This is a genomic window from Telluria sp. GW821-FHT07G12, from assembly GCF_059418525.1.
This window is the reverse complement of the sequence record NZ_JBWKQA010000004.1, coordinates 1-16740: the sequence shown is the minus strand read 5'-3', so window position 1 is coordinate 16740 and position 16740 is coordinate 1. Positions and strand designations below refer to the sequence as shown.

Sequence of the window (16740 nt, the reverse complement as noted above, 5' to 3'; positions counted from 1 at the left end):
CGGCTGACCGCAGGGCCGCTCTGATCCTGTATGGACGAGCGGCCCAAAACCACCATGAATCCGCCGGCCAGCTGCGCCATCGTCTGTCGCCGTCAGCGGCCGGAACAGGTCGAGCGCCTGCTGGCCAGCATCACCACCGGCAGGCCCGGGCTGCTGGTCTTCCTGATCGAACAGGGGCCGCAGGAAACGCTGCGCGCGCTGGCCGGGCGCTTCGGCGCCCATTACCGCCACCAGCGCATTAATCCCGGCTACGCCTGCACCCACAACCTGGCGCTGCGCGAGGCCATCGCCGGCGGCAGCGTCTACCACTTCATCCTCAACCCGGAAATCCAGATCCCGCTCGATGGCATCGGCAAGCTGCTGGCCTGGATGGAGCAGCACCCGGAAGTCGGCCTGCTGGCGCCGCGCGTGCACTATCCGGACGGCCGCCTGCGGCCCCTGTGCAGGCTGCTGCCGCATCCGCTCGAACTGCTGGTGCGCCGTTTCTTCCCGCTGCTGCACCGGTCCAGCGGCCGGCAGGCGCGCTACGAACTGCATGGCAGCGGCTACACCCGGGTGATGGACGTGCCGGCGCTGTCGGGCTGCTTCCTGCTGATGCGGCTCGAGACCGTGCAGCGCGTCGGCCTGTTCGACGAGCGCTTCTTTCACTACTTCGAGGACGTCGACCTGTCGCGGCGGGTCGGCCGCATCGCGCGCACGGTGTTCGTGCCGCACGTGGCGGTGGTGCACGAGGATGGGGGTTCCTACCGGGATTGGCCGATGCTGTGGCATCGCCTGGTGTCGGGCGCGCGTTATTTCAACAAGTGGGGCTGGCTGCGCGACGAGGAACGCGCCCGGGTCAACGCCAGGGCGCTGCGCGCCGCGAATCCGGCGCGTGGGGTTCAGCCGGGGGAGGGAGGGCGGCCGGGCAGCCGCCCGGCCGGGACCGATGTGAGTCCGTGATCAGCAGTTTTCCAGCGGACGGCGGGCGTACCAGCCGAAGGCCAGGATCAGCAGGTAGCAGATGGCAGGCACGGCCAGCGACATGCGCAGGCTGCTCATGTCGGCCGCAAAGCCGGTGATCAGGGGCACGATGGCGCCGCCGACGATGGCCATGCAGATCAGGCCCGAGCCTTCGGCGGTGCGCTCGCCCAGGCCTTCCGAAGCCAGCGTGAAGATGGTGGGGAACATGATCGAATTGACCAGGCCGATGGCCAGCAGCGACCAGCCGGAGATGGCGCCGGTGGTGCCGGCGGATACCAGCAACAGCACGGCAGCCAGGCCGCCGGCCACGGCCAGCACCTTGCCCGGCGAGCAGATGCGCAGGACATAGGCGCCCAGGAAGCGGCCGACCATCGCACCGCCCCAGTACAGCGGCACGTGCTTGCCGGCGTCTTCCGCGCCCAGGCCCAGCACGTCGAACTGCATCAGGTAGTTGACGATCAGCGAGCCGACCGCCACTTCCGCGCCGACGTACAGGAAGATGCACAGCGCGCCGAAGGCAAAGCGCGGGCGCTGCAGCAGGCCGAAGGCGCTGAGGATGCTGCCTTCCGGGCTGGTGTGCTCGACCATTTTGTTCCGGTTCGCCCAGACCATGACCGCGACGATGGCCAGCGCGATCGCCAGGCCGATGTAGGTATGGACCACGACCTGGCTTTCGGCCGCGCGGTAGGCCGCCAGCTGCACCGCGTCCAGCGTGGCCTGGTCGACCTTGGCCAGCGAGCCGAGGATCAGGATCGCGCCGACGTAGGGGAAGACGGTGGTGCCGAGCGAGTTGAAGGCCTGGGCGAAGGTCAGGCGGCTGCTGGCCGTCTGCGGCGCGCCCAGCATCGAGATCAGCGGGTTGGCCACCACCTGCACGATGGTGATGCCGGCCGCCAGCACGAACAGGGCCAGCAGGAAGGCGCCGAACAGGCTCGACGAAGCCGCCGGGATGAACAGCAGGCAGCCGGCGGTCATGGTCAGCAGGCCGACCACGGCGGTGCGCATGTAGCCGATGCGGCGCACGATGCTGGCCGCCGGCAGCGAGACGATGAAGTAGGCGGCAAAGAAGGCCGACTGCACCAGCATCGCCTGGGCATAACTGAGTGTGAAGAGATCCTTCAGCTTGGGGATGATGACGTCGTTCAGGCTGGTGATGCCGCCGAAGATGAAGAACAGGGCGAACACGAAGACGCGCAGGCTGGCGACGTTCGCATTGGCTGGGGCGTTGCCGGTCTGGGCAGCGCCGGCAGGATGGCCGATTTGCATAAGAATAGTCCAGGTGGGTTGATGCAGCAGGTAAGAATATTACATGGCTTTGCACCAAAAACATGCGCTTGCGTATGAAAGCTACAGGTTTCCTTTAGATATTTTTCATGCTAGGCTGACAACTTGTTCGTTCGGGGGTGACACCATGTTATTGAACCGCTTCTTCCTTTCCGCGGCCCTACTGGGCGCGCTGGGACCCGTGGCCGCGCAGGACAAGCCGCCCGTGCAATACGATGCCGAGCTGGCGAAGTCACTTGGCGGCAACGACAATGGCATGCGCAGCTATGTGCTCGTCATCCTGAAGACCGGCCCGAACAAGATGGCGGAAGGAGAAGGCCGCAAGAAGATGTTCGAGGGCCACTTCGCCAACATGCGCCGCCTGGGCGGCGAGAAGAAGCTGGTGCTGGCCGGGCCGCTGGACGGCGTCGAGGGACGGCGCGGGATCTTCGTGTTCAATACCCCGGATATCGAGGAAGCGAAGAAGTTCGTGGCGACCGATCCGGTGATCATCAACGGCGAGATGGTGGCGGAGTATCACAAGTTCTTCGCGTCGGCCGGGCTGATGGCGGTGAATGATATTCATGCGAAGATTATGAAGCCGGCCGAGAAGAACTGAGCGCACCGGTCCACTTGCAGCAAAGTGAAACGCATCCAAATCGAAGTGCATTTCAAGCCGACTGCAGCAGGTGGGCGGCTGACACCGGTCTCGCTGATGACGGGCAGCTATCGTCCGCACCTTGTTGTCGAACCGGGGCAGATGCTCGGCGTCGTGTTCATTCAAGCCGATGTGCCCATGCCGCTGCCGGGGGAAAAGACGATTGCCACGGTCGCGCTGATGTATGAAGGCGTGGATTACTCGGCGCTGGTGCCTGGCGCCGTATTCGATGTCGTCGAAGGGCGCCAGATCGTTGCTACGGGCAAGGTACTGCCGCTGGAATTCCATATCTGAGTGGAGCGCGCCTTGAGCTATTGCTTGATGAGCAGATTAGTTAAAAGTCTTGCCTGGACATATGTAATGAAGCGTGAATGAACATCGACAAAGTATGTCAAATCCTGCGCACAAACGACGGCTCTTTACCTGATATTAATTTTGATTTCGGGCGGGAGCGTGTTGTAGGCGACACATACGCTCTCATTCAAGGCCGGGGCACTTATCTGGCTTCGGAAGGCGCATACTACTGGTCAAAAAGTAAAAACACGGAGATTCCGATCCGTTTTGGTGAAAATCCGGCGCTCACTTTCTTGAGCGGAGATGCGGAGGTGTTTCATGTCGTGTTTGGCGGCCTGCAATCCACAGCTGGGGCGCCGATTCCTGATTTGGGCGTGTTCGTCCTGGGCACGGGATTCATCGCTCTGGATTACAGGATGGGACCGGAATGGGATGAGCCAGCGATACTTGGCTTGTTTGAAATAATGCAGGAGCTGAAGGCACTCTCCGACGTCGTCAAGATTTCTCACGTTGGAAATATCTATGAGTCTAACGAGGGTATACTTTTGGCCGAATTCAAGAACTGGTCAAACGCGTGCAACTCGTAAGGATGGTCTTTTCCGAACTTGGCCTCAAACTCGAAGGGCGCGCTCCGATTGAGGGGCGCAGCTGCAATCTGCAGCACAGGAATTCAATGGAACAAAGACTCGACAAGCAACAACTACTTCAGCTGCTGGACAGTATCCAGCCGCCGAAGCAGCACGCCCTGTCGGAAGAAGAATTCGAATCGGTAATCAACACCTTCTGCGCCGGCTGCCCGGACCCCGTCCAGGCAAGGTGGCTGCTGCTCGACTGCCTCGACCCGCTTAGCGATGAAGAACTGGTCGATCGCGCGCTGGCAATGCCGCCGAGGACTTAAGGCGTCCCCAGCAGAATAGTCCTGACCTGCCCATCCGCCCCCGGCAGCAACTGGTACAGCCGGTCGAACTCATCATCAAGAATATCCGCCCCCGGCGCGCCGCCGAACAGCTTCACCAGCTCCGGCAAGGTATTCGAATGCCCGACCACCACCACCGCCCCCGTCAGCTTGCGCACTTGCTCGACCAGCGCGCGCGGCGCCAGCGGATCGTAAAACTGCACGCTTAAACCGGTTTGCTGCGCCAGCGGCGCTGCCGTCTGCTGCGTGCGCAGCGTTTTGGTGCTGAAGATGGCCGTGATGCCCGCCCGGTGCAGGATGGCGGCGACGTCGCGGGCGCGCGCCAGGCCGCGCGGCGTCAGCTCCGGATCCTGTCCGGCCATCTTCTCGCCATGGCGCACGAGGTAGATGGCGCTCGGTTCCGCCGCCGCCAGGCCCGGCAGCAGGGACAGGGCCGCCAGCGCGGCGCACAGCAGTCGGCGGAAGGTGGTCATCGGCGGTCTCCGTTCAAAGGATTAGAGCGGCTGCAGCGGAATGGTACCGACGGACGGCGTCGAGCACGGCTCCTCGTCGAAAGCGATGTCACCGTTCGGGTTGGCGACGCCATCCGTCTTGAGGTCGACGAAGCCGAACATGTCGCGGTCCATCAGGTGCGACGGCACCACCGTGCTCAGCGACGAGAAGATGTTCTCGACACGACCCGGGTGCTTCTTTTCCCAGTCGCGCAGCATGGCCTTGATCTGCTTGCGCTGCAGGTTTTCCTGGGAGCCGCACAGGTCGCAAGGAATGATCGGGAAGCCTTTGACTTCGGCATAGCGCTCGGTGTCCGCTTCCTTCACGTAGGCCAGCGGACGGATCACCATGTGCTTGCCGTCGTCGGAGACCAGTTTCGCCGGCATGCCCTTGATCTTCGCGCCGAAGAACATGTTCAGGAAGAAGGTCTCGAGGATGTCGTCGCGGTGGTGGCCAAGGGCGATCTTGTTGCAGCCGAGCTCGTCCGCCACGCGGTAGAGGATGCCGCGGCGCAGGCGCGAGCACAGCGAGCAGGTGGTTTTACCTTCCGGGATCAGGCGCTTGACGATGCTGTAGGTGTCCTGGTTCTCGATGTGGTACGCCACGCCCAGCTTGTCCAGGTAGGCCGGCAGCACATCGGCCGGGAAGTTCGGCTGCTTCTGGTCGAGGTTGACCGCGACGATCTCGAAATTGATCGGCGCGCGCTCGCGCAGGGTCATCAGGATGTCCAGCAGGGCGTAGCTGTCCTTGCCGCCGGACAGGCAGACCATGACCTTGTCGCCATCCTCGATCATGTTGAAATCGCCGATGGCCTGGCCGACCTGGCGGCACAGGCGCTTGTGCAGCTTGTTGTTCTCGTACGCTACTTTCTCGGCCTGCTTGTCGACAGGCTGCGCAGTCAATTGATCCATCACTTCACTCATGCTTCATCCTTGATCTGGAATACTTCGACGCCGACGCCTTCGCAGTCGGGGTACACGTCCGGTTTCATCGTCGACACGCTGGCGGCGCGCACGCGCGGGTGGGCCAGCATGGCCTTGACCACGTCGTCGCACAGGGTTTCCTGCAGGTGCACGTGGCCTTGGGCGATGCGTTTGGCGATGGTTTCGCGCATGAAGTCGTAGTCGACCACCTCGTGCAACTGGTCGTCCTTCGGGGTCGACATGGCCAGCGGGATGTACAGCTCGACATTGATCAGGACGCGTTGCTCGCCCTTCTTCTCGAAGTCATGCACGCCGATGTTGATCATGACTTCGTAATTGCGCAGGAACAGGCGACGGCAATCGCGCAGCTGCGGGTGGGACAGGGCGGACAACATAGAAACCTTTTATTTAGTTAAAAACATCACGTCGCGCTCCAGCGGCACCAGGTGCTGGCCGCCATCGACCAGCAGGGTGGTGCCGGTCAGGGCGCGTGCATTCGCCGCATAGCAGACGGCGTCGACGATGTCCTGCGGGGTGGACGAGCGCCCCAGCGGCGTGACCGTATGGGCCTGCGCGAAGCCGTCCTCGGTCTGGTCGCCGGACACCATCGTGATGCCGGGGGCGACGCCGACCACGCGCAGCTTCGGCGCCAGGGCCTGGGCCAGCAGCGTCGTCGCCGTGTGCAGTGCCGATTTGGACAGCGTGTACGACAAAAAATCCGGGTTGAGATTGTACAGTTTCTGGTCGAGCAGGTTGACCACCACGGCCTGGCCGCCTTCCGCTACCAAGGCATGCAGTTCCTGTGCCAGCAGCAGCGGCGCGGCCACATTGCACTGCATGTGGCTTGCCAGCAGGGCGGGCGAGAAGGCTGCCGGCTTGTCGTATTCGAACAACGAAGCGTTGTTGACGATGCAATCCAGGCCGCCCAGCAGGTGGGCCGCTTCACGGGGCAGCTGGCGTACCGCATGCTCGTCGGCCAGGTCGGCGTGCAGCGCGACGGCGCGGCGGCCGAGCGCGCGGATCGCGTGCACCACCTCTTCGGCCTCGGCTTGCGAGGCGCGGTAATGCACGGCGAGGTCCCAGCCGGCTCGGGCCATGCCGAGCGCGATTTCGCGCCCGATGCGGCGGCCGGCGCCTGTCACCAGGGCCACGCGGGCGCGGCCGGCGTGGCCAGTGCTGTCGATGGAAGCGGTGTCTGTCATGTTCTGCTTGATATGTCCTACAATGGCCGGATGTCCCTACCCGCACCGAATAGCGACGCGCTGGCCGCGTCCCAGGCCTTGCAGCGCCTGATTGCTGCCGAGATCGCCGAACAAGGCGGCGCCATCCCGTTTTCGCGTTTCATGGAACTCGCGCTGTACGCGCCCAACCTCGGTTATTACAGCGGCGGTGCGGCCAAGCTGGGCAGGGACGGCGACTTTACTACCGCGCCCGAGATCAGCCCACTGTTCGGCGCCACGCTGGCGCGAGCAAGCGCCGCTATTATGGCCCAAAGTGGCCCCAACATCATCGAATTCGGCGCCGGCACCGGCAAGCTGGCGCGCGACGTCCTGACTGCGCTGGCCGAACTCGGGGTGCAGGTCGACAGCTATACCATCATCGAACTGTCGGGCGAGCTGCGCGCGCGCCAGCAGGAGGCGCTGAAGGATTTCCCGCAGGTGCGCTGGCTGAACGGCTTCCCGGACGGTTTTCAGGGCGTGGTGCTGGCCAACGAGGTGCTGGACGCCATGCCGGTCGAACTGGTCATGAAGGAGGGGACCGGCTGGACCCGCCAGTACGTCACCATCGCGGCCGGCGCCTTCACCCTGATTCCCGGTGAGATCGACGCCGCGCTGCTGGAGCAGGTCGAGCGCCAGATCCCGGACGCCGCCTCCCTGCAGGACGGCTACCTGACCGAGGTCCACCCGGTGGCCTGCGGCTTCATGCGCTCGCTGGCCGCGATGTTCAAGAACGGTAAGGGCGCGGCGATCCTGTTCGACTACGGCTTCCCGGCCCACGAATACTATTTCCACGAGCGCAGCAGCGGTACCCTGATGTGCCACTACCGCCACCACGCGCACCCGGATCCCTTCTATCTGCCCGGCCTGCAGGACATTACGGCCCACGTCGACTTCACCGCCATGGCCCTGGCCGCGCAGGATGCCGGCCTGGACGTGCTCGGCTACATGAGCCAGGCGCCCTTCCTGCTGGCGGCCGGCATCGGCGATCTGCTGCTGCGCACCGACCCCGAGGATGCGCTGCGCTACCTGCCGCAATCAAAGGCTGTTCAAAAATTGGTGTCGCCGGCTGAAATGGGGGAACTCTTCAAGGTCCTGCTGGTCGGGAAAGATGTAGAGCTCGACCCGGCAATTGTGCGTGCGGACCGTAGCCACCGGCTTTAAAATCTGACAACTTGCGCGCCGGATATAAACCCGGCTATGCTGTACCGTCACTACGCTCCGACCTTATGGCCAAAATCCACACACACTATGACAATCTGAAGGTGTCGCGTCACGCGCCTCAGGAAGTCATTCGTGCGGCCTACAAGGCGCTGAGCCAGAAATACCATCCCGACAAGAATCCGGGTGACGAGCGCGCCGCCAAGATCATGGCGATCGTCAATACCGCCTACAACATCCTGTCCGACCCGATCCGCCGCAAGGAGCACGACGACTGGATCGCTTCCGAGGAATGGGAAGTCGAATGGCTGGAGAGCAGCGGTGAAGACGGCCAGCATAAAACCCGCGGCGAGGCCGCATGGGAGCCGCGCCAGGTCGCCGCGCCGTCGCGCTGGCGCTTCCTGCTGGCGCCGCGCTGGTGGGGCGGGATGCTGGCCTTTTTCGCGGGCGGCGTGGTGCTGACCATCCTGCTGGTCGATCCGCCCAAGGTGCTGCCGGCCGCGCTGGCCTGGGCCGGCAAGCCGCCGGGCTCGAGCAGCGGCGCCCCGAATTCCCCGCCCGATCCGCTGGGCACCGACACCAGCAACGACGGCTGGGCCCGTCCGGCGGGCCAGACCGATGTCCCGCCCGACATCAAGGCCCTGGGCGTGACCCAGCTGGTGGTGCCGGCGCGCGCGCCGGACTGCGATACCGACCTGCAGAGCCAGGTTTCGCCGAACGGCGACCCGTGGCCGGCCCAGTCCGGCTATATCGACAGCTTCCCAGTCGGTAACCAGGGCGAGGAAATGCAGATCCTGATCGACAACAGCAACAATCCCTCGCCGGTGCTGGTCAAGGTGTACGACCTGGACCGCCGCTCGAACGTGCGCCATGCCTATGTGCTGGGGCGCGCCAGGTTCCTGGTCGACAAGCTCTCGGCCGGCAAGTACGAGGTCCGCTACCAGAACATCGTGGTGGGCGGCACCCGCGCCGAATGCGCGAACGGCGGTCGTCGCCCGGTACGCCAAGCGGCCGCCAACTAGGCTTTCACCCGCCGCCACCCACGAAGTGTGGTTTTCTGAGACAGTTCATGCGGCCGCGCAGGGGTGAATTTAAGTATTTTGTTCCCTGGACGTAATATACTCGGACAGCCGCGGGCCCATGCAGTCCGCAGGCCCACGCCCAACGCAGGCAGAACGGAAAACACCGGGATATGAACGAACTAGATGGGCTGACCGCCCTCATCATCGAGCCGCATGCCGGGATGCGCGCGACGATCCATAACATGCTGACAATGTGCGGCTTGAACAAGGTCGACCATGCCGGCAGCTCCAACCAGGCGGTCAAGCATCTTGGAATCAAGCCCTACGACCTGGTGCTGTGCGAATACGCGCTGGAAGGCGGCCAGGACGGCCAGCAACTGCTCGAGGACCTGCGCCACCACAAGCTGATGCCGCTGGCGACCATGTTTTTCATGGTGACGGCCGAGGGCGACTATGGCAAGGTCGTGAGCGCCGCCGAGCTCGGCCCCACCGACTACATCCTGAAACCCTTCACCGCCGACCGCCTGCTCGAGCGCATTGCCCGCGCGCTCGAAAAACGCAACGTGTTCCTGCCGGTGTACGAGCTGATGGAGTCGGGCAACCAGCGCGAGGCGATCGAGCTGTGCATCGAGGGCGAGGAAAAGCATCCGCGCTACGCGATCGACTTCCTGCGCCTGCGCGCCGAGCTGCACATGTTCCTGGGCGAACCAGAGCAGGCCGAGCCGATCTACCGGCGCCTGATCGAGGCCAAGGCGATCGCCTGGGCGCGCCTGGGCCTGGCCAAGACCCTGTTCCTGCGCGAGCGCTTCCACGAGGCGCAGGACCTGCTCGAAGACCTGGTCGATAGCAACAAGAACTTCGTCGATGCCTACGACTGGCTGGCCCGCACCCACGAGGCGGTGGGCGCGCTGGACCAGGCGCAGGCGGTGCTGGGCGAGGCCGTGGCCGTTTCGCCGCATGCGGTGCGGCGCCTGCGCAAGCTGGGCGAGACCGCACTCGAGGCCGGCGACCACGATATCGCCGAAAAAGTGCTGAAGCAGGTGGTCAGCAAGGCCAAGTACTCGGAATTCAAGGACCCGCAAGACCACGTGCGCCTGGTGCAGACCCTGGTGCGCAAGGGCGATCCGGTGCAGGCCGCGGCCGTGATCCGCGACCTCGACAAGTCGATGGCCTTCCAGAAGGGCACGGCGCTGTGCAGCGCGATCGCCTCCAGCATGGTGCATGAATTTACCGGCAACGAGGCGCGCCTGAACGAATCCCTGATCGCGGCGCTGGCCGCCTGCAAGGATGCGCCGGCGCTGGCGCCCGACCTGAAGCTGGAGCTGGCGCGGGTGGCGATCGAGAACAACATGGAAGAGGGCGCCGCCGAGGTGATGCGCGAGGTGATGCGCAACGCCCCGAACGGCGCTGCCATGGGCCGCGCGATGGCGGTGTTCGAGAAGACCGGCCATGGCGACCTGGCCCAGCAGCTGGCCAGGGAAAGCCGCCAGCAGGTGGTCGACCTGGTGGCCGGCGGCGCCGCCAAAGCGAAAGAGGGCGACTTCAAGGGCGCGGTGGCGCTGATGCAGGAAGCGGTGGCCAAGCTGCCCGACAACCCGCAGGTGGTGTTCAACGCGGCGCTGGCCGTCTTGAAATGCCTCGACAATGGCGGCTGGGACGAGCGCCTGGGCCAGCAGGCCATCTCGTATATCGGCGCGGTGCGCCGCCTGGACCCCGTCAACCCGAAACTGCCGGCGCTGGCCGGCCTGCACCAGCAGGTACTCAAGAAATACAACAAGGCTCCGCGACGTAAATGAATGCAGCACCCCTTTCGCCATTGGCGCCGGACGAGATTCCTGACGGCCGCCGGGTCCGCGCCGCGCTCCTGAACAAGGTCTGCGGCGACGAAGACATGTTCGCGCTCGGCAGCTCGGTCGCGCGCGTGGTGCAGATGGCGTCCTCGGACGACGAAGGCACCCATGCGCTGGCCTATTACGTGCTGTCCGACGTCGCCCTCACCCAGCGCATCCTGCGCCTGGCGAACACCGTCAAGTACCGCACCGCCTCCGGCACCGCCGTCACCACCATCTCGCGTGCGATCTCCCTGCTCGGCTTCGACAACGTCAAGACCACCGCGCTGGCGATGCTGCTGGTGGACGCGCTGGCCAGCAGCGAGCATGCGTGGAGCGTGCGGATCGAGCTGGAGGCCTCGCTGTGCGCCAGCCTGGTCGGGCGCGAAATGGCGCGCCACAGCTTTTACCAGGGCGCCGAGGAAGCCTCGATCGGGGCCCTGTTCAAGAACCTGGGCCCGCTGCTGGTGGCGTCCCACGAGCACGAGCGCTACCGCGAGGTCAAGGCCTTGGTCGCCTCCGGCAAGCACAAGCTCGCGCAGGCGGCCCAGATGATCCTCGGCTGCAGTTACGACGCGCTGTCCGAGGCCGTGCTGGGCGAATGGAAGATCCCGGACGTGATCATGCGCGCCCAGCGCCCGCTGCCGGAGGGCACGCTGAAGGTGGCCGTCAACCGCGGCGAATGGATGCGTCAGGTGGCCTCGTTCAGCCTGGACGTGGCGCGCCTGCTGGCCAAGCCCGGCGACCCGGCCGGCAGCCCGGAAGCGCAGGCCCTGCTGGCGCGCTACGGCCATGCCTTGAACATCGACGCCCAGCAGCTGAACGAGATGTTCGCCGCGGTGGCGCAGGAGATGACCGGCCTGCTGCAGAGCATGAACCTGGAGCCGGTGCCGCGCCCGCCGGAAAGCGACGGCGACGGCATGCCCAACGTGCTGCTGCTGGCGACCCTCGGCGCCGGCGAGGAAGAAGAGGGCAACTACCCGAGCGGCAAGCCGCGCAATGCGCGCGAACTGCTGCTGGCCGGGGTCCAGGACGTGACGCAGATGCGCGCCGCGGGCGGACACAAGGTCAACGACGTGGTGCTGGCGGTGCTCGAGACGCTCTACACGGCGATGGGCTTCCGCTTCGCCACCGTGGTCCTGAAAGACGCTCAGCGCGGCCAGTACCGCGCTCGCGTGTCCTTCGGCGCCGACAAGGCGGCGACCCAGGCCGGGTTTGCCTTCCCGGCAGTGGCCAGCAACAACGCCAGCCGCGACCTGTTCTTCCTGGCGATGGCGAACAACGCCGACCTGATGATCTCGGACGCCTCCAGCCCCAAGATCCGCGACCTGCTCCCAAGCTGGCACCGCCAACTGCTGCCGGATGCGAAAAGCTTCATCGTGCTGCCGCTGGTGGTGGGCCAGGCCCAGCTCGGCCTGTTCTATGCCGACCGCATCCAGACCGCGCCGGAAGGCGTGCCGGCCGACGAGACCTCGCTGATCAAGGCGCTCAAGGGCCAGGTACTGGCTGCGCTTGCGCCCTGACGAAGTCGCCGAACTCGCGCGCCGGCATCGGCCGGCCGAACAAATAGCCCTGGGCTTCGTCGCTGCGCTTGTCGCGCAGGAAGCCGCGCTGGTACTGGGTCTCGACCCCTTCCGCCACCACCGATAAGCCGAGCGAATGCGCCAGCCCGATCGTCGCGCCGACGATCGCGGCGTCGTTCGGGTCGTGCTCGATGTCCTTCACGAAGCCGCGGTCGATCTTGATGCGGTCGATCGCGAACAATTTGAGGTAGGCCAGCGAAGAATAGCCGGTGCCGAAGTCGTCGATCGCCAGCTTGAAGCCGCGCGCGCGCAGCTGGCGCAGCAGGGCGCGGGTGTTTTCCGGGTCGCGCATGGCGGCCGTTTCCGTAATCTCCAGTTCGAGCAGGGAAGGGTCGATCGGGTGCTGGTCCAGCAACTGGTCGAGCCGGGCCAGCAGGGCGCCGCCGCCGAACTGGCGCGCCGACAGGTTCACGGCCAGGCGCAGCCCGCCCAGCCCCTCGTGTTGCCATTCGGCCAGCAGGGCCATGGCGCGCGCCAGCACCCAGTCGCCGAGCGGCAGGATCAGGCCGGATTCCTCGGCGATCGGGATGAAGCGGCTCGGCTCGATGTCGCCCAGTTCCGGATCGTGCCAGCGCAGCAGCGCCTCGGCGCCGATCACGCGCCCGGTGTCGAGCGCGACCTGGGCCTGCAGGTGGACCTCGAAGCCGCCGTGCTCGAGCGCCGCCCACATCCGGTTCTCCAGCATCAGGTGCTCGTGGGTGGCGGCGTTCATCGCCGGCGAGAAGAACCGGAAGTTGCCGCGACCGTCACGCTTGGCGGCGTACATCGCCATGTCGGCGTGGCGCACCAGGGTGTCGGCTTCCTCGCCGTCGTCCGGGAACAGGGCCACGCCCACGCTGGCGCCGCTGTGCGCGGTGATGCCGCCCAAGTAATACGGCTGCTGCAGCGATTCGACCAGGCGCACCGCCACCGCCGTCACGCTGTCCGGCGTGAGCGGGCCGGCCAGCACGATGATGAATTCGTCGCCGCCCAGGCGCGCCAGGGTGTCGACGTCGCGCAGCAGGTCCTTCATGCGCGCGCTGGCGCCCACCAGCAGCTGGTCGCCGGCCTGGTGGCCGAGCGAATCGTTGATCTTCTTGAAGTGGTCGAGGTCGATGAACAGCACCGCCAGCGGGGTGTTTGCGCGGCGCGCCAGGGCCAGCTGCTGCTCCAGCCGCATGCCGAGCGCGGCGCGGTTCTCGAGGCCGGTGAGCGGGTCATGGTGGGCCAGGCGATGGATGTCGGCCTGCGAGCGGTGCTGCTCGGTCAGGTCGCGCAGAATGCAGACGTACATCCGCTCGCCCGGCAGCTTTACCTGCGACACCGATACGGCCAGCGGGAAGGGCACGGCGCGCGCATCGATGCCGTTGAGTTCGCGTTCGTCGGTCGGCGCCCCGTCCAGGCGCCGCAGCAGCTCGGCGCCGTCTTCGCCGGCCGCGCCCGGCACCAGGGTGGTGAAGTCCAGGCCCTGCAGGTGGTTCAGCGGATAGCCGAACAGCGCGGCCGTGGCCGGATTCGCCGACACCACCACGCCGCCGGCGTCGACGGTGACGATGGCGTCGCCCGCATTGTCGAGGATGGCCTGCAGGCGCGCCTCGCGGTCGCGCAGGCGCGCGGTGCGGTCGGCCACCTTGGCTTCGACCGCGGCGCGTTCGCCGCTGGTCAGCAGCATCAGGGCGCCCAGCAGCGCGGTCAGCAGCAGGCCGCCGGTCAGCACGGTCCAGCTGACCAGGCCGCGCTGCTCTTCCATGTAGGCCGGCGTGGGCGAAAACCGCAGCGCATACGCGCGGCCGCCGTAGGACAGATTGACGCGGTAGTCGGCGCGCTGGGCGGGGCGCAGGAAGTCGCCGACCAGCGCATGCGGCTTTCTGTCGCTGACGTCGGCCAGGCTGAGCTCGAAGCCGCCGAAGCCGCTGCGCTTGAGCGCCTGTTCGACGAAGGTATGTGCGTCCAGCACCAGGGCCAGCATGCCCACCGGCGCCAGGCCGGGCTCGGCCACCGTCCGCAGCAGCACGATACCGGTGGCGCCGGTCGTGACCAGCTTGAGCGGCGGCGAGGCGACCGGCTGTGTGCTGCTTAATGCGCGCCGCGTGATTTCGATGCGCCCCGGCGCCGTCAGGAAGTCGATGCCGCGCATGAAGCTATTGCTCGGCGGCCAGGTATAGAGCATCGGCAGGTAGAGCGCCCGCTCAGGGGCCGGGTGCGGTTTTTGATCCGCGCCGATCTCGCGCAAGCCCGTGAAGGCCGGGTCGATCTCCGCGCGCACCCAGGCTTCGAAGGCGGGGCGCTCGGCGCTGCTCACCGGCACCATCCAGTTGATGCCGGTGATGTCGCGCCGGCCATCCACATAGCCCCTGGCGATGCGCAGGAATTTGTCGCGCGCCATGTACTTTTCTTCAGCGCCGAGGGTGCGCGCGAAAGTGCCGACGAAGCGTTCGTGTTCGTTCAGCTCGGCCTGCAGCTTGTCCGCCACCTGCTGAGCCTTGAGGCGGTAGGGCTGCAGGTGCTGCTCGGTCTCCCATTTGACGGCCTGTTCGTAGACCGCCACCACGGCCGTTGCCGCCATGATCAAGGGCAGGGCGACCGGCAGGGCGCGGCGGCGCCATAGCGGGCGCGGGCGTCCGCAGATGATCCATACCAGCGGCGCGGCGAGCAAAACGCCGATCGTGTCGCCGGCCCACCAGTTGACCCAGTTGGCCCAGCGCTCCGCGGCAGGCACCAGGCCCAGCCAGTACAGCGTGGGCACGCTCAGGCTGGCGTTGATCAGGCACATCAGGGGCGCCAGCAGCAGGAAGCGGCCGACGTCGCGCGCCGAGTCGAGCGCCGGCCGCGCCAGGCGCCGGAACCACCTGGCGCCGAGCCAGGCCTGCAGCACCGAGCCGATGGTGGTGACGATCAGGATGACGGCGCCGGCGGACGGGGTGGCGTCGGGCCCGAGCCAGGCGCCGGGCAGGTGCAGCAAACCCGAGCCCAGGGCGATGGCGGGAAGGATGCGCCAGCCGGTCGTGACCGCCAGCGCGAAGCCGGCGCCGGCCGGGAGGAACACCGGCGTGGCATAGCCGGGAGGCAGGTCGAGCACGTCGCTGATGAAGCGCATGGCCACATAGATGCCGACGACGAACAGACTCGCCAGCAACAGCTGGGACCAATGCCATCGTGCCGTACCGCGCGGTGGAATGCGGACCATGCTCAACCCCGTTTTGGGAGCAGTCTAGCGGTTTCGGTAAATACGGGGCGCTTGTCATGAATAATCTGAAAACAGCCCTTGCGGACTTGCGGTCGGGTCGCTACAATCACGCCCCGAAGCAACGACACTATGTGAGTCGGATCAGTTCTGATAAAACAATAGTTGACAGTAGTTTGTCCGTGCTTCATACTCTGCGGTTCTTCGCGGTGGGGTGGCCGAGTGGTTAAAGGCAGCAGACTGTAAATCTGCCCTCTCTGAGTACGCTGGTTCGAATCCAGCCCCCACCACCAAAAAGCGTTGATCGTGTTGTGAATCGAAAGCAGTTGAGTTGAGAAGTACCTCGTGCGGGTGTAGCTCAATGGTAGAGCTGAAGCCTTCCAAGCTTATGACGAGGGTTCGATTCCCTTCACCCGCTCCAGTTTCAAATAAGCCCTTGTAGCTCAGTGGTAGAGCACTCCCTTGGTAAGGGAGAGGCCACGTGTTCAATCCACGTCAAGGGCACCAGAATTTAGTACGGCAGTCGTAGTCTCGACCGTCAGGCGTGCCTGGTAATTTCAAACATCGTTAGGATCTTAGGAGTCAAGAATGGCAAAGGAAAAATTCGAACGGACCAAGCCGCACGTCAACGTCGGCACCATTGGTCACGTTGACCACGGCAAAACCACCCTGACGGCTGCAATCGCAACCGTTTTGTCGAAGAAATTCGGCGGTGAAGCCAAGGCCTACGACCAGATCGACGCGGCTCCGGAAGAGAAAGCACGCGGCATCACCATCAACACCGCGCACGTCGAGTACGAAACCGCAAATCGTCACTACGCGCACGTTGACTGCCCAGGCCACGCCGACTACATCAAGAACATGATTACCGGTGCTGCCCAGATGGACGGCGCGATCCTGGTGTGCTCGGCCGCTGACGGCCCGATGCCGCAGACCCGCGAGCACATCCTGCTGGCGCGTCAGGTTGGCGTTCCGTACATCATCGTGTTCCTGAACAAGTGCGACCTGGTCGACGACGCAGAACTGCTGGAACTGGTCGAAATGGAAGTGCGTGAGCTCCTCTCGAAGTACGAGTTCCCGGGCGACGACCTGCCGATCATCAAGGGTTCGGCTCGTATGGCGCTGGAAGGCCAGGCTGGCGAGATGGGCGAAGACTGCATCATCCGTCTGGCTGAAGCACTGGACACCTACATCCCGACCCCGGAACGTGCCGTTGACGGCGCCTTCCTGATGCCGGTGGAAGACGTGTTCTCGAT

At 65.2% G+C, this 16740-nt stretch carries 16 protein-coding genes and 3 tRNA genes; 13 read left to right on the top strand and 6 right to left on the bottom strand.

What is annotated here, in order from left to right; all coding sequences use genetic code 11:
* Positions 1-54 precede the first annotated feature (54 nt).
* On the top strand, positions 55-942 hold the full coding sequence (locus tag AC07PE_RS15895; protein ID WP_498766121.1) for a glycosyltransferase family protein: 888 nt from the start codon (positions 55-57) through the stop codon (positions 940-942).
* On the opposite strand, the gene AC07PE_RS15890 is transcribed toward AC07PE_RS15895, so the two are convergent.
* Positions 943-2229 carry a sugar MFS transporter gene (locus AC07PE_RS15890; RefSeq protein ID WP_498766119.1) on the bottom strand — a complete coding sequence of 429 codons (1287 nt, stop codon included), beginning with the start codon at positions 2227-2229 and terminating at the stop codon, positions 943-945.
* A gap of 145 nt (positions 2230-2374) precedes the next feature.
* Between AC07PE_RS15890 and AC07PE_RS15885 the strand changes: the two genes are divergently transcribed.
* The 4 genes from AC07PE_RS15885 (at position 2375) to AC07PE_RS15870 (ending at position 4076) form a co-directional block, all read left to right on the top strand.
* On the top strand, positions 2375-2845 hold the full coding sequence (locus AC07PE_RS15885) for a YciI family protein (protein WP_498766117.1): 471 nt from the start codon (positions 2375-2377) through the stop codon (positions 2843-2845).
* A gap of 24 nt (positions 2846-2869) precedes the next feature.
* Positions 2870-3178 carry a hypothetical protein gene (locus tag AC07PE_RS15880; protein WP_498766115.1) on the top strand — a complete coding sequence of 103 codons (309 nt, stop codon included), beginning with the start codon at positions 2870-2872 and terminating at the stop codon, positions 3176-3178.
* A 77-nt stretch (positions 3179-3255) separates the two neighbouring features.
* Entirely contained in the window at positions 3256-3765 is a 510-nt protein-coding gene (locus AC07PE_RS15875; RefSeq protein ID WP_498766113.1) for a hypothetical protein, read from the top strand.
* Between the two features lie 86 nt (positions 3766-3851).
* Complete coding sequence (locus AC07PE_RS15870; RefSeq protein ID WP_498766111.1) at positions 3852-4076, top strand: hypothetical protein; 225 nt, start codon at positions 3852-3854, stop codon at positions 4074-4076.
* On the opposite strand, the gene AC07PE_RS15865 is transcribed toward AC07PE_RS15870, so the two are convergent.
* Genes AC07PE_RS15865 through AC07PE_RS15850 form a run of 4 tightly spaced genes read right to left on the bottom strand, consistent with a single transcriptional unit; the run spans position 4073 to position 6711 of the window.
* Positions 4073-4567 (bottom strand): SixA phosphatase family protein, encoded by a 495-nt coding sequence (locus AC07PE_RS15865; RefSeq protein ID WP_498766109.1) that lies wholly within the window; start codon positions 4565-4567, stop codon positions 4073-4075. The two genes, AC07PE_RS15870 and AC07PE_RS15865, sit on opposite strands and share 4 nt — an antisense overlap.
* A 21-nt stretch (positions 4568-4588) precedes the next feature.
* The gene (gene ttcA, locus AC07PE_RS15860) at positions 4589-5509 is read right to left on the bottom strand and encodes a tRNA 2-thiocytidine(32) synthetase TtcA (protein ID WP_498766107.1); all 921 of its coding nucleotides are present in this window, start codon (positions 5507-5509) and stop codon (positions 4589-4591) included.
* Entirely contained in the window at positions 5506-5904 is a 399-nt protein-coding gene (locus AC07PE_RS15855; protein ID WP_498766105.1) for a dihydroneopterin aldolase, read from the bottom strand. Before AC07PE_RS15855 ends, ttcA begins: the two co-directional genes overlap by 4 nt.
* A gap of 9 nt (positions 5905-5913) precedes the next feature.
* Positions 5914-6711, bottom strand: coding sequence for an SDR family oxidoreductase (locus AC07PE_RS15850; RefSeq protein ID WP_498766103.1), 798 nt, complete (start codon positions 6709-6711; stop codon positions 5914-5916).
* A gap of 30 nt (positions 6712-6741) precedes the next feature.
* On the opposite strand from AC07PE_RS15850, the gene AC07PE_RS15845 reads away from it, so the two are divergent.
* From AC07PE_RS15845 to AC07PE_RS15830, 4 genes are all read left to right on the top strand, one after another.
* Entirely contained in the window at positions 6742-7890 is a 1149-nt protein-coding gene (locus tag AC07PE_RS15845) for a class I SAM-dependent methyltransferase (RefSeq protein WP_498766101.1), read from the top strand.
* Positions 7891-7955: 65 nt separating this feature from the next.
* Positions 7956-8909: a J domain-containing protein gene (locus AC07PE_RS15840; RefSeq protein WP_498766100.1), complete on the top strand. Its 954-nt coding sequence runs from the start codon at positions 7956-7958 to the stop codon at positions 8907-8909.
* A 170-nt stretch (positions 8910-9079) separates the two neighbouring features.
* Positions 9080-10705 (top strand): response regulator, encoded by a 1626-nt coding sequence (locus AC07PE_RS15835; protein WP_498766098.1) that lies wholly within the window; start codon positions 9080-9082, stop codon positions 10703-10705.
* Positions 10702-12261, top strand: a complete 1560-nt coding sequence (locus AC07PE_RS15830) for an HDOD domain-containing protein (protein WP_498766096.1) — start codon at positions 10702-10704, stop codon at positions 12259-12261. Before AC07PE_RS15835 ends, AC07PE_RS15830 begins: the two co-directional genes overlap by 4 nt.
* Here the strand turns inward: AC07PE_RS15830 and AC07PE_RS15825 are convergent.
* On the bottom strand, positions 12227-15487 hold the full coding sequence (locus AC07PE_RS15825; RefSeq protein WP_498766094.1) for an EAL domain-containing protein: 3261 nt from the start codon (positions 15485-15487) through the stop codon (positions 12227-12229). The genes AC07PE_RS15830 and AC07PE_RS15825 overlap by 35 nt on opposite strands.
* A gap of 205 nt (positions 15488-15692) precedes the next feature.
* Here AC07PE_RS15825 and AC07PE_RS15820 point away from each other — a divergent pair.
* The 4 genes from AC07PE_RS15820 to AC07PE_RS15805 form a co-directional block, all read left to right on the top strand.
* Positions 15693-15777: transfer RNA gene (locus AC07PE_RS15820), tRNA-Tyr, on the top strand.
* A gap of 54 nt (positions 15778-15831) precedes the next feature.
* Positions 15832-15905: transfer RNA gene (locus AC07PE_RS15815), tRNA-Gly, on the top strand.
* 11 nt (positions 15906-15916) lie between these two features.
* A tRNA-Thr gene (locus AC07PE_RS15810) sits at positions 15917-15991 on the top strand.
* A gap of 81 nt (positions 15992-16072) precedes the next feature.
* The coding region (locus AC07PE_RS15805; RefSeq protein WP_498766092.1) for a GTP-binding protein at positions 16073-16740 on the top strand (668 nt) is incomplete at its 3' end.